Annotated in this window: 25 protein-coding genes; 13 read left to right on the top strand and 12 right to left on the bottom strand. The window is 35.6% G+C overall.

The features are described 5' to 3' along the window. Positions 1–3 precede the first annotated feature (3 nt). The 7 genes from NHF50_RS02125 to pafA all read left to right on the top strand — a co-directional run bounded on the left by NHF50_RS02125 (position 4) and on the right by pafA (position 7,692). Positions 4–732, top strand: a complete 729-nt coding sequence (locus NHF50_RS02125) for a toxin-antitoxin system YwqK family antitoxin (protein WP_252774902.1) — start codon at positions 4–6, stop codon at positions 730–732. Then, entirely contained in the window at positions 733–1,920 is a 1,188-nt protein-coding gene (gene mnmA, locus NHF50_RS02120; protein ID WP_252774901.1) for a tRNA 2-thiouridine(34) synthase MnmA, read from the top strand. Positions 1,921–2,062: 142 nt separating this feature from the next. Continuing rightward, positions 2,063–3,001 carry a calcium/sodium antiporter gene (locus tag NHF50_RS02115; protein WP_252774900.1) on the top strand — a complete coding sequence of 313 codons (939 nt, stop codon included), beginning with the start codon at positions 2,063–2,065 and terminating at the stop codon, positions 2,999–3,001. Positions 3,002–3,077: 76 nt separating this feature from the next. Further along, positions 3,078–4,706 (top strand): S8 family serine peptidase, encoded by a 1,629-nt coding sequence (locus tag NHF50_RS02110; protein ID WP_252774899.1) that lies wholly within the window; start codon positions 3,078–3,080, stop codon positions 4,704–4,706. After that, positions 4,706–5,650 (top strand): nitronate monooxygenase family protein, encoded by a 945-nt coding sequence (locus NHF50_RS02105; protein ID WP_109568122.1) that lies wholly within the window; start codon positions 4,706–4,708, stop codon positions 5,648–5,650. The genes NHF50_RS02110 and NHF50_RS02105 overlap by 1 nt, the downstream gene beginning before the upstream one ends. Before the next feature lie 4 nt (positions 5,651–5,654). Then, positions 5,655–6,065 (top strand): hypothetical protein, encoded by a 411-nt coding sequence (locus NHF50_RS02100; protein ID WP_109568121.1) that lies wholly within the window; start codon positions 5,655–5,657, stop codon positions 6,063–6,065. Between the two features lie 10 nt (positions 6,066–6,075). After that, positions 6,076–7,692 carry an alkaline phosphatase PafA gene (gene pafA / locus NHF50_RS02095; protein ID WP_252774898.1) on the top strand — a complete coding sequence of 539 codons (1,617 nt, stop codon included), beginning with the start codon at positions 6,076–6,078 and terminating at the stop codon, positions 7,690–7,692. 59 nt (positions 7,693–7,751) lie between these two features. Here the strand turns inward: pafA and lysA are convergent, their stop codons facing one another. Beyond that, a complete protein-coding gene (lysA, locus tag NHF50_RS02090; RefSeq protein WP_252774897.1) occupies positions 7,752–8,960 on the bottom strand; it encodes a diaminopimelate decarboxylase in 1,209 nt (402 codons plus the stop codon). A 234-nt stretch (positions 8,961–9,194) separates the two neighbouring features. Between lysA and sucC the strand changes: the two genes are divergently transcribed. Further along, a complete protein-coding gene (sucC, locus tag NHF50_RS02085) occupies positions 9,195–10,388 on the top strand; it encodes an ADP-forming succinate--CoA ligase subunit beta (protein WP_109568118.1) in 1,194 nt (397 codons plus the stop codon). Between the two features lie 54 nt (positions 10,389–10,442). On the opposite strand, the gene NHF50_RS02080 is transcribed toward sucC, so the two are convergent. From NHF50_RS02080 to NHF50_RS02055, 6 genes are all read right to left on the bottom strand, one after another. After that, a complete protein-coding gene (locus NHF50_RS02080; protein WP_252774896.1) occupies positions 10,443–11,759 on the bottom strand; it encodes an AarF/ABC1/UbiB kinase family protein in 1,317 nt (438 codons plus the stop codon). 3 nt (positions 11,760–11,762) lie between these two features. Then, a complete protein-coding gene (locus tag NHF50_RS02075; RefSeq protein WP_252774895.1) occupies positions 11,763–12,416 on the bottom strand; it encodes a TetR family transcriptional regulator C-terminal domain-containing protein in 654 nt (217 codons plus the stop codon). Between the two features lie 75 nt (positions 12,417–12,491). Continuing rightward, positions 12,492–13,985, bottom strand: a complete 1,494-nt coding sequence (locus NHF50_RS02070) for a YfcC family protein (protein ID WP_252774894.1) — start codon at positions 13,983–13,985, stop codon at positions 12,492–12,494. A gap of 129 nt (positions 13,986–14,114) precedes the next feature. After that, the gene (locus NHF50_RS02065; RefSeq protein ID WP_109568115.1) at positions 14,115–15,173 is read right to left on the bottom strand and encodes a nucleoid-associated protein; all 1,059 of its coding nucleotides are present in this window, start codon (positions 15,171–15,173) and stop codon (positions 14,115–14,117) included. An 84-nt stretch (positions 15,174–15,257) separates the two neighbouring features. Then, positions 15,258–15,803 carry a plasmid pRiA4b ORF-3 family protein gene (locus NHF50_RS02060; protein ID WP_252774893.1) on the bottom strand — a complete coding sequence of 182 codons (546 nt, stop codon included), beginning with the start codon at positions 15,801–15,803 and terminating at the stop codon, positions 15,258–15,260. 68 nt (positions 15,804–15,871) lie between these two features. Beyond that, complete coding sequence (locus NHF50_RS02055; RefSeq protein ID WP_252774892.1) at positions 15,872–16,261, bottom strand: VOC family protein; 390 nt, start codon at positions 16,259–16,261, stop codon at positions 15,872–15,874. A gap of 137 nt (positions 16,262–16,398) precedes the next feature. Here NHF50_RS02055 and NHF50_RS02050 point away from each other — a divergent pair, with 137 nt between their 5' ends. Genes NHF50_RS02050 through NHF50_RS02030 form a run of 5 tightly spaced genes read left to right on the top strand, consistent with a single transcriptional unit; the run spans position 16,399 to position 20,999 of the window. After that, positions 16,399–17,025, top strand: coding sequence for a hypothetical protein (locus NHF50_RS02050; protein WP_252774891.1), 627 nt, complete (start codon positions 16,399–16,401; stop codon positions 17,023–17,025). Positions 17,026–17,029: 4 nt separating this feature from the next. Further along, positions 17,030–18,367 carry a histidine kinase gene (locus NHF50_RS02045; protein ID WP_252774890.1) on the top strand — a complete coding sequence of 446 codons (1,338 nt, stop codon included), beginning with the start codon at positions 17,030–17,032 and terminating at the stop codon, positions 18,365–18,367. Between the two features lie 28 nt (positions 18,368–18,395). Beyond that, positions 18,396–18,716: a 2TM domain-containing protein gene (locus tag NHF50_RS02040; protein WP_109568111.1), complete on the top strand. Its 321-nt coding sequence runs from the start codon at positions 18,396–18,398 to the stop codon at positions 18,714–18,716. 15 nt (positions 18,717–18,731) lie between these two features. Next, positions 18,732–20,219 (top strand): glycosyltransferase family 39 protein, encoded by a 1,488-nt coding sequence (locus NHF50_RS02035; protein WP_252774889.1) that lies wholly within the window; start codon positions 18,732–18,734, stop codon positions 20,217–20,219. 15 nt (positions 20,220–20,234) lie between these two features. Next, positions 20,235–20,999: a LytTR family DNA-binding domain-containing protein gene (locus NHF50_RS02030; protein WP_252774888.1), complete on the top strand. Its 765-nt coding sequence runs from the start codon at positions 20,235–20,237 to the stop codon at positions 20,997–20,999. On the opposite strand, the gene NHF50_RS02025 is transcribed toward NHF50_RS02030, so the two are convergent. The 5 genes from NHF50_RS02025 to NHF50_RS02005 form a co-directional block, all read right to left on the bottom strand. Further along, positions 21,000–22,211: a hypothetical protein gene (locus NHF50_RS02025; protein WP_252774887.1), complete on the bottom strand. Its 1,212-nt coding sequence runs from the start codon at positions 22,209–22,211 to the stop codon at positions 21,000–21,002. Between the two features lie 127 nt (positions 22,212–22,338). Beyond that, a complete protein-coding gene (locus tag NHF50_RS02020; RefSeq protein ID WP_252774886.1) occupies positions 22,339–23,364 on the bottom strand; it encodes a COX15/CtaA family protein in 1,026 nt (341 codons plus the stop codon). Positions 23,365–23,430: 66 nt separating this feature from the next. Beyond that, on the bottom strand, positions 23,431–23,940 hold the full coding sequence (locus NHF50_RS02015; RefSeq protein ID WP_252774885.1) for a GNAT family N-acetyltransferase: 510 nt from the start codon (positions 23,938–23,940) through the stop codon (positions 23,431–23,433). A gap of 39 nt (positions 23,941–23,979) precedes the next feature. Next, positions 23,980–25,398, bottom strand: coding sequence for a CCA tRNA nucleotidyltransferase (locus NHF50_RS02010; protein ID WP_109568106.1), 1,419 nt, complete (start codon positions 25,396–25,398; stop codon positions 23,980–23,982). A 90-nt stretch (positions 25,399–25,488) separates the two neighbouring features. Beyond that, positions 25,489–26,049, bottom strand: a complete 561-nt coding sequence (locus NHF50_RS02005; RefSeq protein ID WP_252774884.1) for an L-threonylcarbamoyladenylate synthase — start codon at positions 26,047–26,049, stop codon at positions 25,489–25,491. Positions 26,050–26,052: the final 3 nt, after the last annotated feature.

Below are 26,052 nucleotides of genomic sequence, written 5' to 3'. Positions count from 1 at the left end.
ACCATGCGATATATACTTTTATTTGTTCTAAGTTCATTTTTAATGGCTGCTCAGGAAAAGATCAATCAATATGACACTAACGGTAAGCGTCACGGATTGTGGAAAGGAGTTCACGAGCAATCAAGACGCCCTCGTTATGAAGGAACTTTTGAACATGGAAAAGAAATAGGTGTATTTAAGTATTTTGATGACACAAAGGCAGGGACAGTTATTGCTACACGTGATTTTTCTAAAGGAAACGGAAGCTGTTATGTTATTTTTTACAATCAAAAAAGTAATAAAGTAAGCGAAGGACTTTTGAAGAATAAGCTACCGGAAGGTGAATGGAAATATTACCATTTAGACAGCCCTCAGTTAATGACAACAGAGTTCTATAAGAATGGAAAACTGGAAGGCGAAAGAAAAGTGTTCTACAGAGACGGTTCGGTAGCGGAGATATCTCATTATAAAAAAGGACTGTTAGACGGGAATTACAAGAAATATGGTGAAAACGAAAAGCTGCTTGAAGATATCAATTATAAAAATGGACAACTTCACGGCAATGTTGCCTATTATGACGGAAACGGACATTTGGAGTTTAAAGGAACCTATAATAACGGACGAAAAGTCGGTTATTGGGAAACATACGAAGAAGGAAAATTAGTTAAAAAAGAAAAAGTGACACATTATACCCGTAAAACCTTTAAAATGGATAATCCGGGGGAATTGGAAACTAAAAACGATAAAAAATAAATGAAACGAGTTGTTGTAGGACTTTCAGGTGGTGTAGATTCTAGCGTTGCGGCTTATTTGTTAAAAGAGCAAGGCTATGAAGTGATCGGCTTGTTCATGAAAAACTGGCATGATGATTCTGTAACCATTTCTAATGAATGTCCGTGGTTGGAAGATAGTAATGATGCCCTTTTAGTAGCTGAAAAATTAGGAATACCTTTTCAAACGGTCGATTTATCCGAACAATACAAAGAGCGCATAGTAGATTATATGTTCAATGAATACGAACAAGGGCGTACGCCTAATCCGGATGTTTTGTGCAACCGGGAGATCAAATTCGATGTTTTTATGAAAATTGCTTTGTCCTTAGGAGCTGATTATGTAGCAACGGGACATTATTGTCGTAAAGGAACTATTGAAAAAGACGGGAAAGAGATCTATCAGTTACTAGCCGGAAAAGACGGAAATAAAGATCAATCTTATTTTTTGTGTCAGTTGTCGCAAGAACAATTGTCAAAAGCGCTGTTTCCTATTGGGGAATTAATAAAACCGCAAGTACGCGAAATAGCCGCAAAATTAGATTTGGTTACTGCAGAGAAGAAAGATTCACAAGGTTTGTGTTTCATCGGGAAAGTGCGTTTACCTGAGTTTTTACAGCAAAAATTAAAACAAAAAGAAGGGATAATTGTTGAGATTCCGGCAGAAGCCGCTATCTATGAAACAGAAAAACCGGAATTTGCTTCACTGGAAGAAGAGTTGCAATTTGAATCACAAAATCGTGAGTATGCTAAAGATCTGGGAAAAATAGTAGGAAAACACCAGGGAGCACATTATTTTACGAAAGGACAACGAAAAGGCTTAAATGTCGGAGGAACAAAAGAAGGACTTTATGTAATTGAAACTGATGTGGAGAACAATGTGATCTATACCGGTCAGGGAAACCAACATCCAGGATTGTTTAAAAAAGCATTGTTCATACAGCAAAGTGAAGTACACTGGATTCGTGAAGATTTGGCATTAAAATCTGGAGAAACAATGGAAGTAATGGCTCGGATCCGTTACAGACAGCCTTTGCAAAAAGCTACCTTGCACCAATTTGAAAACGGAATGTATGTTGTTTTTGACCAACCGCAATCTGCAATTACGGAAGGGCAATTTGTGGCTTGGCACCATGATGACGAAGTGTTAGGAAGCGGTGTAATTTCATAATGAAGTCTGAAAGAAAGGATAAGTATAGAAGAGATTAAGAAGTAAAAACGTCTTAGTCTTTTTTCTTTTTAATACCTTTTGCTCATTGTAAAGAAGTTTAAAATCTAAACAAATAGTTATATTCGCATTTTAATCAATAGTTATGAATTTATTCTACGTCATTATTGGATTGGTTTTATTAGTATTGGGTGGAAACTGGCTGCTAAAGTCTGCAGTAGGTTTGTCTCTTAAATTTAATATTTCCAAGATCATTATCGGTTTAACCGTTGTTTCCTTTGCTACATCTGCTCCGGAAATGATTGTAAGTATAGAAGCAGCATTAGATGGTTTTCCGGATATTGCAGTAGGTAATGTAGTAGGATCTAATATCGGTAACATAGGGTTAGTATTAGGAGTCGTGCTATTGATCAATGCCATTCAGGTGGAAACCAGCTTTTATGCGACCGATTGGCCAATGAAAATGCTGGCTTCGTTCTTATTGTATATCTTTTTACTGGGAGATGGTGTTTTGAGCAGAGTAGAGGGCTTTATCTTTATTGCCATTTTAATAGCTTTCATCATTTACCTGATCAGGAAGAATAAAACCATTGTGTCTGATTCTGACGAGCTTTCATCAGATGAGAATATGAGTTATCTGACGATCTTCGGTTTGTTAATTGCCGGAAGTGTCGGACTTTGGGCAGGTTCAGAATTATTGATCAAAGGAGCCGTGAACTTAGCACAAAGTTTAGGGGTGAGCAACCGTATCATTGCCGTTACAGTCGTTTCAATAGGAACCAGTGTTCCGGAACTGGCTTCCTCCGTTATTGCAGCATTGAAAAAAGAGAATGATATTTCCATCGGAAACATTATCGGTTCAAATATTTTTAATATTCTAAGTGTTTTAGGGATCACAGCTATTATCAAGCCGATCAACCATATAGACCCTAAGATCATTGGGAATGACATTTACTGGATGTTAGGGTTTGCTTTAGCATTGTTACCTTTAGTATTTTTACCCAAACGGAACAGTTTAAGTTTAAAAGAAGGAACCTTATTATTAACAGCCTACTGTATATTCATATATTTAACCGTTAAGTAATTTTACATTAGAACCGGCTTAAGCTGATCTTTCAGATTTTTAGTTATCTTTACCATACTATAAATCAGAAAGAATCATGAAAAGAACATTACTAACTTTCTTCATTTTTTTACTGCCGATATTAATCTTTTCACAAGAAGATGCATGGGTTTATTTTACAGACAAGCCTGATGCTTCTTATTATTTAGCGAATCCGTTACAAATGCTTTCTCAAAAAGCATTAGACAGGAGAACAAATCAGGGAATAGCCTTAGACGATACAGATGTTCCCGTTTCAACGGCTTATTTAGGGCAAATAGAAACATCAACCGGAATTACTGTTATGGCAAAATCCAAGTGGCTGAATGCCGTTCATGTAAGAGGAACTCAGACTGATATACAGGCATTAACTGCTTTATCATTTGTAGATCATATTTATTTTGCAAACCATTCCTTAAATACACTTACCGGTCCGGGAAGTACCACACCGGTTGCAACTAGCAGAGTAGGAGAAGTAAAAGACAAATTTGAAGTAGAGGTTAATTTCAGTTATGGAAACTCTGCCAACCAGATTGAAATGTTAAACGGAGATCTGTTACACCAACAGGATTATACCGGTGCCGGAAAGATCATTGCGGTTTTAGATGCCGGATTTATAGGAGTAGATACAGCATCACCTTTTCAGAGATTACATGATAATAATCTGATCTTAGGAGGCTATAATTATCCCGACGGAAATACGAATTTCTACACACGTCACAATCACGGTACAAATGTACTGTCTACTATGGGAGGTTATGTAGACGGACAATTAGTAGGAACAGCACCGGATGCAGAATATTATTTATTCATTACTGAAGATGTAAATTCAGAAAATCCGGTAGAAGAATCGTATTGGGTAGAAGCAGCAGAAAAAGCCGATAGTCTGGGAGTTGACGTGATCAATTCATCTTTAGGCTATGGAAGTTATGATAATCCGAACTATACATACACTTATGCGATGAGAGACGGTCAGGTTGGCTTTGCTTCAAGAGGTGCTTCCATGGCTTTTCAAAAAGGAATAGTTTGTGTAGTTAGTGCCGGAAACGAAGGAAGTACTTCTGAACCGCACATAGGCATTCCGGCCGATGCCGAAAATATCTTGACGGTAGGAGCCGTAGATAGTTCTGAAAATTATGTTTCTTTCAGTTCCATCGGAAATACAGCCGACAACAGAGTTAAGCCTGATGTATGTGCAAAAGGTTTGAGTGCCACGATCAGTTCAACCACCGGAACTATAACTACAGCAAGCGGAACTTCTTTTTCCAGTCCCATTTTAGCGGGAATGGTAGCTACTTTTTGGTCGGCTCTACCGAATTTAACAGCAGCTGAGGTCATTCAGTTTGTCAAAGAATCAGCAGATCAGTATGCCACTCCTGATATTTATAAAGGATACGGAGTGCCGGATTTTCAATTGGCTTTAACGAATGCTTTGTCGGCGCAATCTTTTCAACTACAAGAGGTTCATTTGTATCCTAATCCGGTTGCAGATTATTTATGGATCGATCCAAAAGAGAGCAATACAGGTAATTTAGAGGTTTTTAATCAACTAGGACAGAAAGTCTTAACGGTTAAGGTTGAGGGGCAAATGGTAAAAGTACCAACCGATGATTGGGCTTCCGGGATTTACTTCTATGATTTTTCCACTAATAATAGTAAATTGCGAGGGAAATTAATCAAACAATAATGAATCGAATTACACAACTTTTTAATATACAATATCCTATAGTTCAGGGAGGAATGATTTGGAACAGCGGTTACAAATTAGCCAGTGCAGTGAGTAATGCCGGAGGACTTGGACTAATAGGAGCCGGATCGATGTATCCGGATGTTTTGCGTGAACATATCCAAAAATGTAAAAAAGCAACTGATAAACCTTTCGGAGTTAATGTTCCTATGCTGTATCCTAATATAGAGGAGATTATGCAGATCATTAAAGAAGAAGGTGTGAAGATCGTTTTTACTTCAGCCGGGAACCCTAAGACCTGGACGCCTTTTTTAAAGGAGAACGGAATTACAGTGGTACATGTTGTGAGTAGTACCAAATTTGCCTTAAAAGCGCAGGAAGCCGGAGTCGATGCCATAGTAGCAGAGGGTTTTGAAGCCGGTGGACATAACGGAAGAGACGAAACAACCACACTGACATTGATTCCGATGGTAAAAGAAAGAGTGACGATTCCGTTAATTGCTGCCGGAGGTATTGCCACAGGAAGAGGAATGCTTGCCGCTATGGTTTTAGGAGCTGATGGTGTGCAGATGGGAAGCCGTTTTGCCGCATCTGTTGAATCAAGTTCACACGAAAATTATAAGAAAACGATTGTGGAAACCAATGAAGGCGACACGATGTTGACATTAAAAGAGTTAGCACCCGTTCGTTTGATCAGGAATAAATTCTACAATGACTTACAGGAATTGTATGCAAAATGTCCTACGCCGGAAGACTTAAAAGCACTTTTAGGAAGAGCAAGAGCTAAAAAAGGAATGTTTGAAGGCGATTTGGTAGAAGGCGAATTAGAGATCGGACAAATTGCAGGAGTTATCCATGAGATATTGCCGGTTGATACAATTGTTGAAAATGTAATCAATGAGTTCCGCCAGGCGCAACAAGAAGTTAGTAAAATTGAATTCTAAGACTATGAAGTTTTTTAAATACCTGACATTGTTATTATTATTTAGCGGAGTGTTTGTTTCGGCGCAATCTTTCCGTTTTAAGACAACCTCTTTGTCTATTTTAGAAAAAGACCATTACGGAAAATGGAAAAAATGGACCAAACCGAAACCAACAGAAGTTATTGTGACATTGGATTACGATAAAAATAAAATTGTTATTTATTCTTCTGATATTCAATATTACAGAATTGTAGAGTATTTAGGGAAAGAAATTTCAGAGACAGATGAGGTTAATTCCTATTTATGCACTAATGTAGAAGGAATAGCTGTTAAGATCTCATTCTTCGTCAGAAAAGACCAGCACAACAAAACACAACTTTACGTTTATCATAAGGACTTTTCGTTTTGTTATGATATAGAAGAAATTACAGACTAAAAAAATAAAAATGAAAACTAAAATCAGTGTACTGTTTTTTGCCTTAACAGCAGTACTATCCTTTGCACAGCAAAAACCAAAGTTAGTTGTCGGAATTGTTGTAGATCAGATGAAAATGGAATACCTGTACCGTTTTGCAGATGATTTTTCAAATGACGGTTTCAAACGATTAATGGACAAAGGCTATACGTTCCATAATACACATTACAATTATTTACCGACTTTTACGGCTCCCGGACATGCTTCTGTTTTTACAGGAACGACACCTTCAGTACACGGAATTGTAGGGAATTATTGGTTCAATAAAGCGATCGGTAAAGAAATGTATTGTACAGATGATGATTCGGTTACCACTTTGGGCGGAGGAACAGAAAGTGAAGGCAAAATGTCACCTAAAAATCTTCAGGCAACAACGATTACTGACGAATTAAAATTGGCTACTAAATTTGAAGGGAAAGTGATCGGGATCAGTATTAAAGACAGAGGAGCTATTCTTCCGGCGGGTCATTTTGCCAATTGGGCTTTCTGGTACAGTAAAACAGGTAATTTTGTAAGTAGTACGTATTACGGAGCTGAGATGCCGAAATGGGCGCAACAGTTTAACGATGAAAAACATTATTTAGAATACACCAATAAGACTTGGGATTTGCTGAAGCCTAAATCTGCCTATAACGAAAGTTTGAATGATAATAATCCTTACGAAGGGAAATTATTTAAAAAACAAGCCTTCTTTCCTTACAACATGAAAGAAATGTATGAAAGCAATGATGCCGGTGTTTTAAGAAGCAGTCCTTTCGGAAATAATTTAATCGTTGATTTTACTAAAAGAGCCATTCAAAGCGAACAACTGGGGCAAGATGCTGTAACCGATTTCTTAACGGTAAGTTTTTCTTCAACAGATTATATCGGTCACGCTTTAGGACCCCGTTCTATAGAGTTGCAGGATACTTATTTAAGGCTGGATCTGGCTATTGCCGACTTGTTAAATTACCTAGATAAAACAGTTGGTAAAGACCAGTATTTAGTTTTCTTAACGGCTGACCATGCCGGAGCTGAAAATGTTACCTATTTAAAAGACAACAAATACGATGTCGATAATATCCTTACCAAAAATTTTGAAAACTCGATTCATGCCTTCTCAGAAGAACATTTCGGTGCGGATCTGTTATTGAATTATTCCAATTTTAACCTGTTCCTGAATAAAGAATTAATTCAGCAGAAAGGTTTAGATTTATCCGAAGTAAAAGAAGCTTTCAGAACCTTTTTATACCGTCAAAAATTCATTAAGCGTGTTTATACCGAAGAGGACGTGATGCATGCTGCTGCCGGAGCAGATTATTATCTGAATTGTATAGCAAGAGGTTATGATCCTGTTCAAAACGGCGAACTGGTATTTATTTTCAAACCGGCTTATATAGAATATTCAGCAACAGGAACATCACACGGTTCGCCTTATACATACGATACCCACGTGCCGCTTATTTTTTATGGTTGGAAGGTACCAAAAGGCGAAAGTCATCAAAAGAAATACATAACTCAAATCGCTCCTACCTTAGCTCAAAAGTTAAAGATAACTTTTCCTAACGGAACAGAAGCTGAAGTTTTAGAGGAAGTACTGAAAGAATAAAGAAAAACGGTTGCTCAATTAAATGCGCAGCCGTTTTTTATAACCAATTTTAATCTAAATTATAAACCTTCAACTTCTACCTGATTTTTCAGGATATCTTCAAATGTTTCCCGTTGGCGTATCAAATGTCCTTTTCCGTTTAACCATAAAACTTCGGCAGGTTTTACTCTGGAATTGTAGTTAGAAGACATAGAGAAACAATAGGCTCCGGCATTGTGGAAGCACAAAATATCACCTTCTTTAATTTCAGCAATTCTTCTGTTGGAGGCAAAAGTATCAGTTTCGCAAATATAACCTACAACCGAATAGAATCGTTCTTTTCCTTTGGGATTGCTGATGTTCTCAATATAGTGTTGTGAACCGTATAACATCGGACGGATCAAATGATTGAAACCACTGTCAACTCCTGCAAAAACTGTTGATGTTGTTTGTTTTACCACGTTTACTTTTGTTAAGAAGAAACCGGCCTGACTGACTAAGAATTTTCCGGGCTCAAAAGCCAAAGTTAACGAACGACCGTATTCTTTTTCAAAAGTTAAGAAACGTTTGGTTAGTTTTTTTCCGAATTCTTCAACATTCGTTTCAATATCGTCTTTTTTATACGGAACTTTGAATCCGCTACCGAAATCGATAAAATCCAGATCTTTAAAGTGTTTAGCGGTTTCAAACAAAATTTCAGCAGCATATAGGAATACATCAATATCTAGAATATCAGAACCTGTATGCATGTGGATACCGTTAATGTGCATTTTAGTATTTTCTACAATGCGAAGTAAATGGGGTAATTGGTGTATGGAGATACCGAATTTACTATCAATATGCCCTACTGAGATATTGGCATTTCCTCCGGCCATAACATGTGGATTGATTCGAACACAAACCGGAATTTTCGGGTGGAGTGTTCCGAATTGTTCTAAAATGGATAAATTATCAATGTTGATCTGAACACCTAATTTAGCTACCTGTTCAATTTCTTCCAGTGAAACACCATTCGGTGTGTACATGATGGTTTTCGGGTCAAATCCTGCATGTAGCCCTAACTGAACTTCTTCAATGGAAACAGTGTCTAAACCGGAACCTAATTTTTTTAAAACCTTTAAAATGGAAATATTGGAAAGTGCTTTTACAGCATAATGGACTTTAAAATTTTCAACCTTAGAGAAAGCTTTTGTTAATCGTTGATACTGTTGTTCAATTCGTTCGGCATCATACACATACAGCGGACTCCCAAATTCCTCTACTAACTGTACTAAATCTTGCGTTTTCATTTTTAAAATTTTGTGCAAAGTAAAGGAATAAATTCTGAAGAAATCAATATTGTAACAATAATTAACAAATTATAACAAAATGTTATTTATATGTAAAAATAAAATCAAATTTTGATTAAAAATAACAAAAAGATGTGTATATCAAATTCCCAAATAATATACAAAAAAGTTAGCCATTTAAAAATTAGTTTGCTATTTTTGTTCCACATAAATAAAGAATAACAATCAAAAATTATGAACTTACACGAATATCAAGGGAAAGAAATATTATCACGCTATGGTGTGCGTGTTCAGCGAGGGTATGTAGCTAACAATGCTGAAGAAGCGGTTGAAAAGGCAAAACAACTTACTGCTGAAACAGGTACTGGATGGCACGTAATTAAAGCGCAAATCCACGCAGGTGGTCGCGGTAAAGGTGGTGGTGTTAAACTGGCTAAAAATTTAGATCAGGTTAAAGAAATCGCCGGACAAATCATCGGAATGGATTTGATCACTCCTCAAACACCTCCAACTGGTAAAAGAGTTCATAAAGTTTTAGTAGCTGAGGATGTTTACTATCCGGGTGAAAGTGAAACAAAAGAGTTTTACATGTCTGTTCTTTTAAATCGTGGAGAAGGTCGTAATATGATCATGTATTCTACAGAAGGAGGGATGGATATTGAAGAAGTTGCAGAAAAAACACCTCATTTGATCTTTACTGAAGAGATCGATCCTGCTGTTGGCTTACAAGCTTTTCAGGCAAGAAGAATCGCTTTCAATTTAGGATGTGAAGGAGATGCTTTCAAAGACATGGTAAAATTTGTTGATGCTTTATACAAAGCTTATGTCGGAGCTGATGCTTCGTTATTTGAGATCAATCCGGTTTTAAAAACATCAGATAATAAAATTTTAGCAGTTGATGCTAAAGTGGTTTTAGACGACAATGCTTTATACCGTCACAAAGATTTAGCAGAGATGCGCGACGTAAGAGAAGAAAATCCAATTGAAGTAGAAGCTAAAGAAGTTGGTTTAAATTATGTTGACCTTGACGGAACAGTAGGTTGTATGGTTAACGGTGCCGGTTTAGCAATGGCAACAATGGATTTGATTAAATATGCAGGTTTTGAGCCAGCTAACTTCTTAGATGTAGGAGGTACAGCAGATGCTAAACGTGTAGAAACCGCTTTCCGTATTATCTTAAAAGATCCTAATGTAAAAGCAATTTTGATCAACATTTTCGGTGGTATCGTTCGTTGTGACCGTGTAGCGCAAGGTGTTGTAGATGCTTATACAAATATGGGAGACGAAATTAAAGTGCCTATCATTGTACGTTTACAAGGAACAAATGCAGAGATTGCTAAAGAATTGATCGATAATTCTGGGATGCCGATCTTATCAGCAGTGCAGTTCCAAGAAGCAGCTGACCAAGTGAAAGCGGCTTTATCATAAGACAAAATTTTAAGAAGTGTATATAGTAAAAAAACGCCTGTACAGGCGTTTTTTTTATGCTATATAATTTTGATAATTATTGATGCTGATGTTTTGGGCCTTAATGTCGTGCATTAAGTTGTATAAACCGAAAAATGTTCGGTTGATGTAAATAAAATGCTTGGATCCTCTATTGCCATTCATATTTCGGATCTCAGTATCTTTAGAGTATTTTTCGCCCAATTCAGCTATTTTACCAAAGAAGACCTCATTCGAAAAATCGAAAGTAGTATTGTGAAACGGTTGCGTGAATAAACTCAACATTTCATGAAAGAGTTTTTTAAAGAAAACAATTTCTTCTTTAGAGTCATTAGGTTTCAAAATTTCCAGATCGTATAGTTTCCGTTCAAATAAGTCGGGATTATTAATGTTTTCTTTTTGTGCCAATTCAAAATAGGGAGCATAGAACTCTTCCGGGACAGTTTTCATACAGCCAAAATCCAATACAATAAGTTCACCGTTTGTATTCACTAAAAAATTTCCAGGATGCGGATCGGCATGTACTTTTTTTAATATATGCATCTGGTACATGTAAAAATCCCAAAGTGCCTGCCCGATTTGGTTTGCTTTTTCCTGATCGGTATTTACAGCAGTAAATTCAGAAAGATGCTGCCCTTCCATCCAGTCCATTGTAATGATTCGTTCAGAAGAAAGTTTGCTGTAATATTTCGGAAATAGAATATTAGGCAAATGCTGACATGCTTCAGCTACTTCAATACTTTGTTTAACTTCATTGACATAATCTGTTTCTTCGATGAGCTTGTTTTCTACTTCTTTGAAGTATTGGTCGGAATCTTTTCCTTTGATATTGAACATCTTAATAGCAATGGGCTTTACCAAAGCCAGATCAGAGGAAATGCTTTGTGCAACACCGGGATACTGGATCTTTACGGCTAATTTTTTGCCGTCTTTTTCAGCTTCATGTACCTGACCGATACTGGCTGCATTAATTGAAACAGGATTAAAGGTGTCATAAATTTCATTCGGACTTTTGCCGAAATATTTTTTAAAAGTCTTCGTAACTAAAGGAGCAGAAAGCGGAGGAACCGAGAATTGTGACAATGAAAACTTTTCTACATAGGCTTGCGGCAGAATGCTTTTTTCCATACTCAGCATCTGAGCCACTTTAAGAGCGCTTCCTTTGAGTTGTTTTAAACTGTCATAAATATCCGAAGCATTGTCAAGATTTAGTTGCTCTTTGGCTTCTTCTTCTGTTTTAATGAGTTTGTTGCCGTAGTATTTTAAATAATTGGCACCAACTTTTGCTCCGGTTTGCAATAATTTAGAAGCTCTTTCAATTTTAGAGGTCGGAATGTTGTCAATTGTTTTCATGACTTACGCTTTTACTTTTTCCTGCCAAATGAATTTTCCGAAATCAATGATATTTTTAAGTGGTTCAAGACTTAAGAAATCAAAACCTGCTTGTATCGACTTTTCAATAAAAACATCTGTTTTTTCAAACCCGGCTGAGGTATCATCGATCCAGAATTTCAAAGTGGACATTAATTGAAGCCATGCCAATTCAGAAATACCTTTTTGTTGTATCTTTTCTAAGTTTTCTTTTGGGAGATCAACAGGTTTTATACCTAAACCGTCTACATATTTTTTGAATTCAACACGAAGTGAACTTAATTTTTTCAGGTTTTCCAAGGCAGGTTTCCCATTTTCTAAAAGAAGTAAAACTAAGGTTCGGTTTGCCGTCAGCTGTTCGAAAAAAGTAAAATAAAAGCTCAAAAGTTTAGTTTTGGCATCATACGAATCATAATCTTTGCTATTACTCAAAGCTTTTACTGTAGCTTCAAAGAAATAGGTAAAAACACTTTCTTCTAATTGATCAAAATTGGTAAAATGCTCATAAAATTCTTTTTCACTGATCTTAATGCTTTCACAAAAAGCATAAACTGATTTCGGTTTTTCGTTTGTTTTTAGAAGTTCCTGAGTATAAGCTTCTAAAATTCCGTTTTTATCTTTAACTACTTTTTTAGCCATGACTTTTTCTTTCAAATTTACTAAAAAAATGTTGAATAGAATTGTAACAAATGTTAAACAAAAGTCAATTAATAACTATAAGTAAACAGAAAGTGTTAAAATTAAAATAGTATAAAGCAGTAATAAGAAAACCAGAGGCATTACAAATTTCAGCCATTTGTTATATCCCACATTGATCATGGCTAAAGAGGCTAAAATAAGTCCGGTTGGGTTGATAAAAGCAAATAACCCCATACCGTATTGGTAAGCATTAACGATAACTTCTCTGCCCAATCCGAAGGAATCGGCTAAAGGAGCCATGATAGGCATAGTTAAGACCGCCATTCCGGATGAAGAAGGAATAAAGAAGGACAAGCCTCCGTAAGTGATCAGCATACTGTTTACAAATACGATTTCATTCATGCCTGAAGTAAATTGACTGGCATGGTATAAAAGGGTATCGCTGATAAAACCTTCTTCCATAATGACTGAAACACCACGGGCAATTCCTATGATAAGAGCAACTCCTAATAATTCTGCAGCGCCATTGATAAAGGAGTTGACAAATTCACTTTCCTTGATTCGGGCAATAAAGCCGATCAGTACAGCAGCTACCAGAAATACACTGGACATTTCAACAAACCACCATCCCAGTAGGGAAACACCATAGATCATAACGACAAATGCCATAATAAAAATGAATACAATCAATTTTAGTTTTGCGTTGAGTTGTAAAACGGTTTGTTCTAAGCTCTGATAGTGTTCCAGAATGACTTGGTTTTCTTCAAAAATGACCGATTTTGAGGGATCTTTCTTTACTTTATTGGCATACCAGATGATATAAATTATACAGATCAATGTCCCCAGAATTAAAGCAATGATCCGTCCTTCGATTCCGGTGGTCCAGTTGATTCCTGCAGCGTTTGAAGCAATAATGGTGCTAAACGGATTTACGGTAGAAAACATAGTTCCGATTGATGAGCCTAAGTAAATAGAGGCCAGAGCGACCATAGCGTCATAACGAGCCGCAAGAAAAACCGGAATCAGAATAGGATAGAATGCAATCGTTTCTTCTGCCAAACCAAAGGTCGTTCCGCCCAAAGCAATTAACAGTGTAACAAAAATGATCAGTAAATATTCTTTTCCTTTCAGTTTTAAGGCTAACCAATTGATGCCTGCATTGAATGCTCCGGTCGTGTTCATGATGCCGACCAGTCCGCCGATGATCAGAACAAGAAAAATAATGTCTGCCGCTTCAATAATTCCTTTTATTGGTGATTCTATAAAATCTACTATTGTTTGGGGTTTAGCATCGATCTTTTTATAAGTATCGGGAATATTTATCGGTTTTCGGATGTCTTCATTTTTAAATTTAGCAATAGAAATTTTAATGTTGCGTTGCTCCAAATTTTCCTGAGTAGCAGCAATAGTTTCAGTGCCTTCCGGAGTTGTAATGATGAAACTATCATTTTCTTTATTATAAGTTAAAGTATCATATTTTCCTGTCGGAATGATCCAAGTTAAAAGCATCGTTAAGGCTGCAATGATGATAAGGATGGTTTGTGCTGTAGGGAATTTTATTTTTTTCATGTATTACTAAAAAATGAGCAATTGAATTATAAAAGTACTAAAAAAAGAAACTGTCTAAAAAGATGTGGTAACTTAGTTTGTTTTAAAGATACATCCTTTTAGACAGTTTAAAGAACAAAAGTAAAATGTTTATGATTTTAATTCTTTGTTGAAATATACTAAGTAATAATACATTTGTTTTTCTTCGTCCCAACCTTTTTCTACAAATTTTTCAGCACTTTCAGGATTAATGAAATCCATTTTGATCTGAATGTTCGTATCCAGTTCTATAGTATTTTTGGTTTTCTTTCTTACATCGGTTACGGCAGCATTGGCGATCGGAAAGTTAGAAACATCTTCAATACTGTATTTAGCCCCTTTGTCTACTTTGTAATTTTTGAATTCAGGAATGAACTCAGGGTTTTCCATTACTTCATTCAAGAAATTGGTTTCTTCAAATTCATCATTTTTAGCAAAGTGGTTAATGGCACGATTCATGAACAAAACTTCTTGTTGCTTATCTTCAGCCGGCAATACCACATCTTTAGCAAAATCTTTACAGAACTGAAGGTATTTTTTAGTCATAAAGTTTTCGTCTTGGAAAACATCAACAGAAAGGAAATGTTCTAACCAGTAGCGTGCATCGTAACGATTACTGTCAACCGTTAAAATTTTATACCCTTCTTCTTTTTGATAATTGAAAATGATACAACCTTTGTCTAATTTGTTTAGGTTAACCCCTTGCTGCAGGATCATGTTCAGACTGCTTTCGTTTTCTTCAAACTGAAGGAAATCAGTTTTGATCTCACTTTTGAAAACCCCGATAGCGTCAACTACATTGTTGTCAATAGAAACATGGGTTAAATAAGTAACGTAAACTTCTCCGCTTTTAATATGCGGATGATTAGACTGCTCAAACAGATGGTTCGCTATTTTTTTAGAGATTGTATGTACTTCAGAAGGATTGTTAAACGCCTCTGTAACCAAATTGTACATTTCGTTGTATTCTAAATCTACTTCATGAGCAAATTGATAATAGTTTTCTTCTTTTTCTCTGAAAGGTTTAAAGAAGAATTCCTTTAATAAAGGCATGATCTCATCGTTCAAGGCATAAGGCACATCAGATAAAAAGATAGCTTCGTTTCTGCTTTTATTCCCTACGCGGTGAATGGAAAGGTTCTCTATATGGGTGTTGAATAAGTTAATCATAAATACGGTGTCAATTAGTCAATTTTAATTTTTTAGAAATAGTACATACCGGTTTATTGTCAAACAGACAAACTACACGGGCAACTAGTTCCAGTTTTCATCAAATCCGAAGTCTTCAAAGCTATCATCTCCGTCAAACATATCAAAGTCTTCATCATCAAGATCATCATTAAATTCGCCGTAAATATCTTCACTAGACATAGCTGAACCTTTGAAACCGGTTTCAGGTGCTTCATTCGGTAAGTTTCCGTGAGAGAATAAAAGCTGCGGATAGTTTTCTCCCTTCTCTTTTTCCTCAATCGCACCTAGTTCAACAAAAAAGGTCCACATGGTGAAGAAATCGTAAACATAGATAATTTTAGTCTGGTTCTCATCTAAAATGTTTTCCAATACGAAATCGTGCATTACACTCATTTCTCCCGGAACATCTCCTGTATCAAATAGCGGAATTTCTTCGTCTTGTGTCCATTGGTCGTCACAAGTGTAAAAAGCAGCCATTTCCGTTCCGTCAAATCCGAAAGCGTTTACTACAGCATTATGTAAATCCTCTAAAGTTGCTTCACTTTCAATAGCAATGTCTCTAAAAATATCCTCTTCGGCATCGAGTATAACTCTGAATTTATAAATCATAACATGGGTATTAGATAAACCACAAAAGTAAGCATAATTTTAGATTTGGGATTTTAAAGTTGTCAACATTATTTTTCGTAGAACTCAAGAGGAAGATTGTCAGGGTCTTCAAAGAAGAAGAATTTTTTGCCTGTAAATTCGTCGGTTCGCACAGGTTCTGTCTTAATGTTTTGAGACTGAAAATATTTGAATGTTTCTTCTATGGAATCTACTTCAAAAGCTAAATGACGCAAACCGGCAGCTTCGGGTCTTGATATTCTGGCCGGTGGATCCGGAAACGAAAAAAGTTCAATGCAGTAATTGTTTCCTAATGCCAAGTCCAGTTTATAAGAATCCCGTTCTTTTCTGTACACTTCTTGCTGAATGGTGAACCCCAGAATTTCAGTATAGAATTTTTTGGAAACCTCATAGTTTGAACAAATGATGGCAATATGGTGTATTTTATTGATTTTTAACATAAATAAGAGCTTGTGAAAAGCAAAGATAGGCAAGAACTACAATTCGTCCTATTAATTCAACAGTTCGGTCAGGAACATTTCGATAGGAAGAAAAGCTAACGCAACTTTGTCATGTGAAAATTTAAAAACAAAATACTATGACACGATTAATTACAATTATTGCTCTTTTAATAGTTAAGTTGCTTTCGGCTCAGAGCATGAGTGAGAGTAAGATGGAAAAAGCTTTATCATTTTGGCAACAATCTAAAAATGAAGAAGCCAAAGTATTGTTTGAAGAAGTAACAGAATCCGATGCCGGCAATTGGTTACCGTATTATTATTTGTCACTATTGTATACAGCCGACGCGTTTGAGCAAAGAGAAAATCAAGAAACAATGAAAAGATTGTTAGAAACTGCTCAGGGATTTCAGGATAAGGCTAATAATTTACAGCCTGAAAATGCAGAAGTACTGATTATTCAGGCACGTATTTTAACCGGTTGGATTTTGGTAGATCCAATGTTGTACGGGCGTCAAAACTCGGCAGATGCAATGTATATTTTGAATAAAGCAGCTGAATTAGAACCGGAAAATCCGAGAGTTGCTTTGGAAAAAGTACTTTTTGATATAGGAAAAGCGAAGTATTTCGGACAGGATGTTCAAGGCTTTTGTGGTGAATTACAACGGACCAAAGAACTTTTTGCTACCTTTAAACCTGAAACGGCTTTGCACCCTGATTGGGGGAGGGAAAAGTTAGCCGAAGCATTGGCAAAATGTAATGAATAAAACTATGAACATTCAACGTGAATTTATAAAGGCTTTAAGCATCAGTATTATTATTTTTTTCGTTTTGGAAAGTGTTAATTATTTATACAACAGGCATTTTCCGGATCTTACAACATTAAAATGGCATTTGCTTTTTACCTTGTTGTACGGAATAGTACTGTACTTTATAAATGCAATGGTCTTTGTGGTACTGGATAAGATATTTATAAAGAACAGGTTTCATGCCAAACGACTGATAGTTGGGTTTTTAGCATCGTTCTTTATCTCCGGTTTAGCCGTTTTTGTATTGAGAATCGTGGAGGAGGTTTTGATTGAGAAAGTGCCGTTTTCACAATTTATAAAAGAAGAAACGCCTAATAACTACATGTTTACCATTGTTATAACCTTGATCGTTACTCTGGTTCTTCATCTGGTTTATTTTTATAAAAGTTTTCAGGAGAACAGGGTTAAACAGGAAAGGATCATAGCGGGAACGGCTTCAGCTCAGTTTGAAAGTTTAAAGAATCAGTTAGATCCTCATTTCTTATTCAACAGTTTAAATGTTTTGAGTTCGTTAATTGAGGAAAATCAGGATCAGGCTCAACGTTTTACTACTTCGCTATCCAAGATTTATCGCTACGTTTTAGAGCAACGTGATAAGGAGCTCGTTTCAGTTCAGGAAGAAGTAACCTTTGCTAAAACCTATATGAATCTGTTGAAAATGCGTTTTGAGAACAGTATTTCATTTGAGATTCCGGAAGATATTCCTCTTGAAGAATCTAAAGTAGTACCGTTGTCGCTACAGTTGCTTTTAGAAAATTGTATAAAGCACAATGTGGTAAGTGAAAAAAAACCACTGCACATCAGGATTTATATTGATAATAACGAATTAATAGTCGAAAATAATAAACAAAAGAAAGAAGTTTTACGAGACAGAAAGGGGGTAGGCTTGCAAAATATTGTGGATCGATACGCAATTTTAACCGAGAGAAATGTAAAAGTAGAAGAAACCGACGAGTCTTTTAAAGTAAAACTTCCGATTTTAACCAAACAAATCAGTATTATGGAAACAATAACAAATTATAACGAACAAACCGCTTATGCCAGAGCGAAAAAAAGAGTCAAGGAAATTAAAGAATTCTATGGCAACCTGTCTTCTTATTTAATTGTCATTCCCGTTTTGATGCTTATTAATTATAAAACGTTCTGGGCATTCCAGTGGTTTTGGTTCCCAATGTTGGGATGGGGAATGGGATTGATCTTTCATGCAATAAGAGCTTTTGGCTACGGAAGGTCATGGGAAGAGCGCAAGGTTCAGGAAATATTACGAAAAGAGCAAGAATCAAAGAATAATTGGCAATAATAATTTAAGAAATCAATAGCAGAATATCATGGAAACAAATTATATGGAACAAGATCGTTACGATAGAGCTTTGCATAAAGTAAAAAGGATGAAAAGATTTTATATACATGCTTTAGTATATGTAGTTGTAAATAGTATACTCATAATAGAGAGCATTCAGGAGTTAGGACCTGATGAGTCTTTTTGGGATTTAAAGAATTTTTCTACCGTTTTTTTCTGGGGAATAGGGTTGATGGCACATGGTTTATCAGTATTCCTGCCGGATATTATTATGGGGAAAGATTGGGAGGAACGCAAGGTAAAGGAGTTTATGGAAAAAGAAAAGGGAACTCAAAATAAGTGGCAGTAACCGGTTAATTACAGGATGAGAAAATACCTTTTAGTCATTATAAGCTTAGTCGCAATAAAGTTAGCTATTCATTTACCGGGAAATGGGAATTATGGTTTTCACAGAGACGAATTGTTACATCTTAGTGTAAGCGAACATTTAGCAACAGGATATTTTGAATTTCCTCCATTTATAGCATTTCTCGGGAAATTTGCACATGAGCTGTTCGGATACGATTTATTTTGGATAAGGATGTTTTCTACTTTAGCAGGTGTGTTAATACTGATCTTAACGTGTTTAATGACATACAAAATAGGAGGAAAGCTAAAAGCGGTTATAGTATCAGGTGTTTTAATTTTAGCTTTCGTTCCTTTTTATAGAAATCATTTACTTTTTCAACCGGTTGCTTTCGATCAGTTATTTTGGACGTTAAGTTTCTTTTTTACAGTTCTGTATTTAAAAGATAAAAAGAATTTGTACCTGGTTCTACTAGGAATTTCTCTAGGTTTAGGTTTTTTGAATAAGTATATTATATTTTTGTTGATAGTTTCTCTTTTTATAGCTTTGGTTATAACGCAACGAGAAAAGATCATAAAGAATAAATGGTTTTATCTGTCGGGAATAATTGCCTTGATGATGGTTTTGCCTAATTTATTCTGGCAGTACGAACACCATTTTCCTGTATTCTTACATTTTCAAAAATTAAAAGAAAGTCAGCTCGATGCAACAACCGGCTTAGATTTTCTGAAAGAGCAAGTAGCATCACCGTTTACTTTTATAATCGCATTACTTGGATTAATAAGCGTGTTTTTTATTGATTCTATTAAGAGATACAAAGCAATTAGTATTGCTGTTCTATTGGTTTTTGTGAGCATGTGGTTATTGAAATCGAAAGGATATTATTTCTTTTCGGCTTATCCGATGTTGTTTTCATTTGCCGGTTTTGCAGTTGAAACTATAACACAAAAGCGAAAATATATTTACTATATAATTACTGCAATTGTTTTGTTGCCAAGTATTTATTTTATTCCGGAAGCCATCCCGGTTTTACCTATTCCGGATTTTATTAAATACGAAAATCTTAAACCCGATGCAAATGGAAGATATAGGCTGACAGGCGACTATGCCGATATGTTTGGATGGGAAGAGCAAGTACAATTAGTCGATAGTATTTATAAGACTTTTCCGGAAGAAAAAAGGAAAAGTGTAGGTATTATGGCTGAAAATTACGGAGAAGCCGGAGCAATAACCATTTTAGGTAAAGCCTGTGATCTGCCTCAACCCGTTTGTGCTCACGGAAGTTTTTGGACATTTGGACCTGGCGAACCCAAAGTAGCATATATCACTATTGGATTAGAACCGGAAGTAGTTGACTTTGTGTTTAAAGAACGAAAACGGATTAAAATAATTCATCATCCTTATGCAATTGATGAAGAAAACGGAATTCCGGTTTACATTTGTTCGAAACCCAGTATCAATTTTAAAGAGTTTTGGCCAACTTTAGAAAGTAAAGTATTTAATTAAATCATATTTTTAAAAATGAATATATTAATCATCGAAGACGAAAAACCGGCAGCAAGACTATTGCAACGAAAAGTAGAGAAATTAGGTTTTACCGTGAATCAAATGTTACATTCAGTGGAAGAAGCTATAGTTTGGTTTCAGGCAAATGCCCAACCGGATCTGATTTTTTTAGACATTCAGTTGTCTGATGGTTTATCGTTTGAAATTTTTGAGCATTTTGATACAACCGATCCTATTAAAAGCGCCGTGATCTTTACGACCGCTTATGATGAATATGCGTTGCGGGCTTTTAAGTTGAATAGTATTGATTACTTGTTAAAGCCTATTGACGAAGAAGATTTAGAAGTGGCAGTCCGTAAATTTAAGGAACGCGCAGGAAATCAACAGATTAATTTAGACTTTGATGCTATTAAGAGAATGTTGGTCAACCCTGTAGAAAAAGAGTATAAGTCTCGTTTTTCAGTGAAAATAGGCAACCAGATCAAAGTGATTGCTATTGAAGAAGTGGAATGTTTTTATAGTGAAAACAAAGGAACCTATCTGCACACACTGGATAACCGTGATTATTTATTAGAAGGAACACTGGAAGTTTTAGAGAGTGAATTGAACCCGAAAGATTTTTTCAGGATCAATAGAAAATTTATCATTCCGTTAAAACCGATCCGTGAGATTCAGATGCACTCTAATTCCCGCTTAAAACTGATATTGCCAACGTATAAGGCGGATGAAGTAATTGTTGCACGCGAACGTGTAAATGATTTTAAAGATTGGATCGGGTAATTAAAAAAATAAGCGCCAATAGATAAAAAATCCAATTAAAACTAAATACAAAATATTGTTGAAACTAAAAGTTAGTAAGGCGAATGTATTCCACAATTTCTTTTTTATCAATTTGTAGTTAATTTTTAATAATGGAATTATAGCGATAGTCATTATATAAGGTAAATACGAAGTTAGAGTAACAAATACGCTATAAAAATCTTTGAAAGGTGCTGAAAAATAAAAGATATTACTATTAGTACTCAAAACAAACATGTAGTAAAACAATATTGGTCCCGTTGCTACTAAAAATAGTTTTACTGCATTGTATTTTTTTAATTTACGAGTTTTAAAATAATTGATGAGAAAATAAATAGAATTTACGATAAAAAATAATCCAGAAAGAACAAGGAAAAATCGGACAGCATTAGTGTTTTGCGGCGTTTTATAATGTGCCAATTGTTCAAATTCTTTGTTTCTCGGAAATAGAGTATCTATTTTTAAAATATGGTTTCCTTTTGCTAGTTCCTCTTTAATGTTAAACTGGATAGTAGTGTTATAATTATGATAAAAATATAGATTTACAGTTCCATTTGCATTATCCCAAATAGACGTTAAAAGAGTTCCATCTCCAATTTTATCTCGGCAAACGTGCATAGTGTCCGAAACGTTTTTACAAAATTCTAAATCTGTTTCGTACTTATCTTTTAAAAAAAGTACTCCGTTTTTATAGCGTGTTAGTCTAGTGGCATTTTCTTCCGAAGTAATAGATGGACAAAAATTGGATAATACGTAAGTTGGATTATTACCTTCGATAATTTTATAAGGTTCCACAACTATATAATCTCCGGATTTATCGATATAAATGAAAACATCATCAATAAAGAAACTTTGATCATATTTTTCAATGTATTCTTTAACTTCTGCTATTGTTTTACAAGTATGAAGAATATCTTTTAAATAAAATGTAGGATTTTTGATTTTTGATTTTGATTTAAGAGCTGAGTTTTCAATTTTTGGATGATAAGAAGCTAGTCGGGAAAAAACTAATCCATATTCATTCATTCCGGATTGTGGTGCATAGCCGTTTTGACCGTCATGTCTTGAACCTGTAAAAGCAGCACCATAAGGAGAATTAATAGTTCCGATTTCAAACCAAATACGAGGTGTTGTGCGCCATGCGTCTTCATTACATCCTACAATAGTTTTACCATTTTTGGTTATTTTGTACATGCTACACGAATTTCCAATACTAATTGAAAAAAGGAATAAAATACTGAATAGAACTTTTAAACACTTCATAATATTTTTTATCGCTATAAGTAAAACGATTGAAGTGCTTAAATGTTACAAAAACAAATTATTTACTCAAACGATGTAACGTATAAACCATAGTTGTTAATAAAACAAAAGCTACTAATTGATGTGCTAATCCTAACCATAACGGAACATGGAATAATAAAGTCATAACCCCTAAAGTGAACTGAAGCAAGACAATCGCTATCAGTACATTCAATCCGTTTCGCTGTTGTTTATCCGTGCTGAACTTTCTACTTTTAAAATATAAAAGAAACATCATAAAAACAACAATATAAGCAAAAGTTCGGTGAATGAACTGAACGCCGCTTTTTCCTTCGGTAAATGATAATAAAAGATTAGGCTGTTCTAAGGTAATACTTTCATGAAAAAACTGTCCGTCACTCATTAAAGGCCAATGATTATGCACTAAACCGGCATCTAAACCGGCAACAAAGCCCCCGTAGATAATTTGTATAATTAAGGCTATCAGAGCAATTCGGGCAATTTTTTGTAAAGATACAACAGCCGCTTTTTTTTCCGGATACATCAGATCTAATGCAACCCAGAGAGTGTAGGCAAATGTAATAAAGGCAAATGTTAAATGTAACGCCAGTCTGAAATGACTTACATCCGGATTGTCAATTAAGCCGCTTTTAACCATAAACCAACCTAAAAACCCCTGAAATGCTCCCATTCCTAAAAGAATGATACATTTTTTGATCGTTTCGCGATCGAGTTTCTTTCTGATTAAGAAATAAAGAAACGGAATGATAAAAACAACGCCTATGATCCTACCGATGAAACGGTGAAACCATTCCCAAAAATAGATGAATTTGTAATCTTCAAGATTAAATCCGCCTGATTTGAACTGGTTGATCTTTTGGTATTCCGGAAAAGTTTTATAGGCTTCAAAAGCCTCGTTCCATTTTTCTTCTGAAGTAGGAGGAAAAGTATCGGTAATTAAATGCCAATCGGTCATCGACAAACCGGAATTGGTTAAGCGGGTAATTCCGCCGACCATTACCATAATAAAAAGTAATACACAACCTAAAAGTAGCCAAATGATGACTGGTTTATTCGATTTCATTGTCCGATTTAATTTTTGCAAAATTACTTGATTTTATTTCTTTGATTGTATAACAAATCATAAAGTTTACTGTAATACTTTTTCATATGCTCTCCTTGCGTTTCCTCTTAAATAAACTTCACCACAATACTGATAGCCCATCCTGTCAAAGATCTTCATCATGGCATGATTATCAAAGTTTGTATCGACTTTAACGCTGAAAATATTTTGTTCTTTAGCATAGTTTTCAACATGCTCAATAATTACTTTGGATAAGCCTTGACCGAGAAAATTTTCATCGATTGCAATTCTGTGGATCACCACAAAATCAGAATCGGTTAACCATTTTCCGATAATGGTATCATAAGCAGGTTCAAAATTTTCAATTGCTGCACAATAGCCTATAACAGTTTCACTTTTAGTTAAAACAAATCCTGCATGATTCGCAATATCATTTTCAATTGATTGTTCATTCGGATATCCATCTTGCCATTGATCACTACCGTCTGCTTTTCTTCTCAAAATGGCTTGTCGGATTATTTTCCAGATAGTCTCTTTATCTTCAATTTCAGCTTTTCTAAAGGTATATGTTGTCATTCAATGCTCTAAAAAATAATCCAACGGTATGTTTTCAACTTAACTTATTTTCTTTAATCCCATTTTTTCGGCTCTTGCCAAAATAAACCGGTAAGCAGCATCATATTCATTAGGAATTTCTCCTTCTAAGATAGCTTCTTTTACAGCTTCTTTTAGAACACCGATCTCTCTTCCGGGTTTCAGGTCAAACAATTGCATGATCTCTTCGCCATCGATCGGCGGTTGAAAATTACGCACTCGGTCTTTTTCTTCAACTTCTACAATTTTTTCGCGAACGATCTTGAAATTGTTGTGGTATTTCTGAAACTTCTTAGGGTTTTTGGTCGTAATATCAGCTTCGCAAAGGGTCATAAGATTTTCCACATCGTCTCCGGCATCAAAAACTAATCGGCGAACAGCCGAATCAGTTACAATATCCTGTGCGAGAACGATAGGTCGCGAACTCATCATGACCATTTTTTGTACGAACTTCATTTTCTGGTTTAGCGGCATGTGTAAACGTACAAAGATCTTCTTTACCATTTTTCCGCCTAAGAACTCGTGTCCGTGGAATGTCCAACCTTGTTTTTTGTTGAATTTTTTAGTGGGTGCTTTACCGATATCATGAAGCAAGGCAGCCCATCTTAACCATAGATCGTCTGTATTAGGGCAAATGTTATCGACTACTTCTAACGTGTGATAGAAATTGTTTTTATGTGTATGCCCTTCTACTTCTTCGACATTGTTCAAAGCTGTAAGTTCCGGTAAAATGAGATCTAGTAATCCTGTTTGGTGCAACAGCAGAAAACCGATGGAAGGTTTAGCTGTGACTAATATTTTATTCAGTTCGTCGATAATGCGTTCTCCGGAAATTATTTCAATACGCTCAGCATTTCTGCTGATGGCTTCAAGAGATTCTTTTTCAATTTCAAAATGCAATTGTGTAGCAAAACGAATAGCACGCATCATACGAAGCGGATCATCAGAATATGTGATGTCCGGATTTAATGGCGTACGGATAGTTTTGTTTTTCAGATCTTCAACGCCGTTGAACGGATCGATCAATTCACCGAAGTTATTTTCGTTCAGGGAGAAAGCCAAAGCATTGATCGTAAAGTCGCGGCGCTCCTGATCGTCTTTAAGTGTGCCGTTTTCTACTACCGGTTTTCTGCTTTCAAAATTGTAGCTTTCTTTACGGGCTCCCACAAATTCTACATCAATATCATTATAGCGCAACATGGCGGTTCCGTAATTTTTGAAAACCTGAACTTTGGGTTGGTTCGGCAATAATTCCGAAACTTTTAAAGCCAGATCAATGCCGCTTCCTACCGCTACGATATCAATATCTTTTTTGTGATCACGTTGTAATAAAATATCGCGTACAAATCCGCCGATGACATAACTTTCAAGGTTAAGTTCTTTAGCGGCTTGAGCTACGATTTTAAAAACGTTATTGTCGAGATGTTGTTTGTAATTCATTATTCTTTGTTCTTTTTGTCATTTCGAACATAGTTGAGAAGCCTCAAATATGATGAGAATTTTCATTTTGTTCGGGGTAACAAAGCGTCATTACTTTCGGATAATCTTCACTTGGCTATCAAGGGTCAATTTGATAATTGTTGAAGGTTTATCGCAAATTTTATCGCGGTGCAAATTTACAACATAGTCAACACCTTTTATAATTTCAGGAGAAATTTCTTGAAAGGATTTTGGAGTAGGTTGTCCGGAAATATTTGCGGAGGTGGAAACCAAAGGTTTTTTCATTCGTTCCATGAGTTTGTAACAGAAGGGTTCGGATACTAAACGAATACCCAAAGTATTGTCGTCAGCAATAAGGTTTTTTGCGATATTCTTTGGTTTGTCTAAAATAAGTGTTGTCGGCTTTTTGGTATTGTCCCAAATATCCCAGGCTACTTGTGGTATTTCGTTAAAAACCTGATACAACATCCGTTCACCGTTTACTAAAACAAGCATGCTTTTGCTTTCTTCCCGTTGTTTAAGGGCGTAAATTTTTTTTATGGCTTCTTCATTGGTTGCATCGCAACCGATTCCCCATACGGTATCGGTCGGGTAGAGAATAATGCCTCCTTTTTGAATGACTTCTAAGGCGTTTTGGATTTCGGTTTGCATAGT

The sequence above is a fragment of the Flavobacterium sp. NRK F10 genome (genome assembly GCF_024054235.1).
Taxonomy (GTDB): domain Bacteria; phylum Bacteroidota; class Bacteroidia; order Flavobacteriales; family Flavobacteriaceae; genus Flavobacterium; species Flavobacterium sediminis.
This window is presented reverse-complemented; position numbering and strand designations above follow the sequence as displayed.

Coding starts and splice junctions, on each gene's coding strand:
- sucC (WP_109568118.1), top strand. CDS start 9,195: ATGAACTTACACGAATATCAAGGGAAAGAAATATTATCACGCTATGGT.
- NHF50_RS02020 (WP_252774886.1), bottom strand. CDS start 23,364: ATGAAATCGAATAAACCAGTCATCATTTGGCTACTTTTAGGTTGTGTA.
- NHF50_RS02125 (WP_252774902.1), top strand. CDS start 4: ATGCGATATATACTTTTATTTGTTCTAAGTTCATTTTTAATGGCTGCT.
- NHF50_RS02080 (WP_252774896.1), bottom strand. CDS start 11,759: ATGAAAACAATTGACAACATTCCGACCTCTAAAATTGAAAGAGCTTCT.
- NHF50_RS02005 (WP_252774884.1), bottom strand. CDS start 26,049: ATGCAAACCGAAATCCAAAACGCCTTAGAAGTCATTCAAAAAGGAGGC.
- mnmA (WP_252774901.1), top strand. CDS start 733: ATGAAACGAGTTGTTGTAGGACTTTCAGGTGGTGTAGATTCTAGCGTT.
- NHF50_RS02015 (WP_252774885.1), bottom strand. CDS start 23,940: ATGACAACATATACCTTTAGAAAAGCTGAAATTGAAGATAAAGAGACT.
- NHF50_RS02115 (WP_252774900.1), top strand. CDS start 2,063: ATGAATTTATTCTACGTCATTATTGGATTGGTTTTATTAGTATTGGGT.
- NHF50_RS02010 (WP_109568106.1), bottom strand. CDS start 25,398: ATGAATTACAAACAACATCTCGACAATAACGTTTTTAAAATCGTAGCT.
- NHF50_RS02040 (WP_109568111.1), top strand. CDS start 18,396: ATGGAAACAAATTATATGGAACAAGATCGTTACGATAGAGCTTTGCAT.
- NHF50_RS02070 (WP_252774894.1), bottom strand. CDS start 13,985: ATGAAAAAAATAAAATTCCCTACAGCACAAACCATCCTTATCATCATT.
- NHF50_RS02035 (WP_252774889.1), top strand. CDS start 18,732: ATGAGAAAATACCTTTTAGTCATTATAAGCTTAGTCGCAATAAAGTTA.
- pafA (WP_252774898.1), top strand. CDS start 6,076: ATGAAAACTAAAATCAGTGTACTGTTTTTTGCCTTAACAGCAGTACTA.
- NHF50_RS02100 (WP_109568121.1), top strand. CDS start 5,655: ATGAAGTTTTTTAAATACCTGACATTGTTATTATTATTTAGCGGAGTG.
- NHF50_RS02065 (WP_109568115.1), bottom strand. CDS start 15,173: ATGATTAACTTATTCAACACCCATATAGAGAACCTTTCCATTCACCGC.
- NHF50_RS02060 (WP_252774893.1), bottom strand. CDS start 15,803: ATGATTTATAAATTCAGAGTTATACTCGATGCCGAAGAGGATATTTTT.
- NHF50_RS02110 (WP_252774899.1), top strand. CDS start 3,078: ATGAAAAGAACATTACTAACTTTCTTCATTTTTTTACTGCCGATATTA.
- NHF50_RS02055 (WP_252774892.1), bottom strand. CDS start 16,261: ATGTTAAAAATCAATAAAATACACCATATTGCCATCATTTGTTCAAAC.
- NHF50_RS02050 (WP_252774891.1), top strand. CDS start 16,399: ATGACACGATTAATTACAATTATTGCTCTTTTAATAGTTAAGTTGCTT.
- NHF50_RS02105 (WP_109568122.1), top strand. CDS start 4,706: ATGAATCGAATTACACAACTTTTTAATATACAATATCCTATAGTTCAG.
- NHF50_RS02025 (WP_252774887.1), bottom strand. CDS start 22,211: ATGTACAAAATAACCAAAAATGGTAAAACTATTGTAGGATGTAATGAA.
- NHF50_RS02075 (WP_252774895.1), bottom strand. CDS start 12,416: ATGGCTAAAAAAGTAGTTAAAGATAAAAACGGAATTTTAGAAGCTTAT.
- lysA (WP_252774897.1), bottom strand. CDS start 8,960: ATGAAAACGCAAGATTTAGTACAGTTAGTAGAGGAATTTGGGAGTCCG.
- NHF50_RS02030 (WP_252774888.1), top strand. CDS start 20,235: ATGAATATATTAATCATCGAAGACGAAAAACCGGCAGCAAGACTATTG.
- NHF50_RS02045 (WP_252774890.1), top strand. CDS start 17,030: ATGAACATTCAACGTGAATTTATAAAGGCTTTAAGCATCAGTATTATT.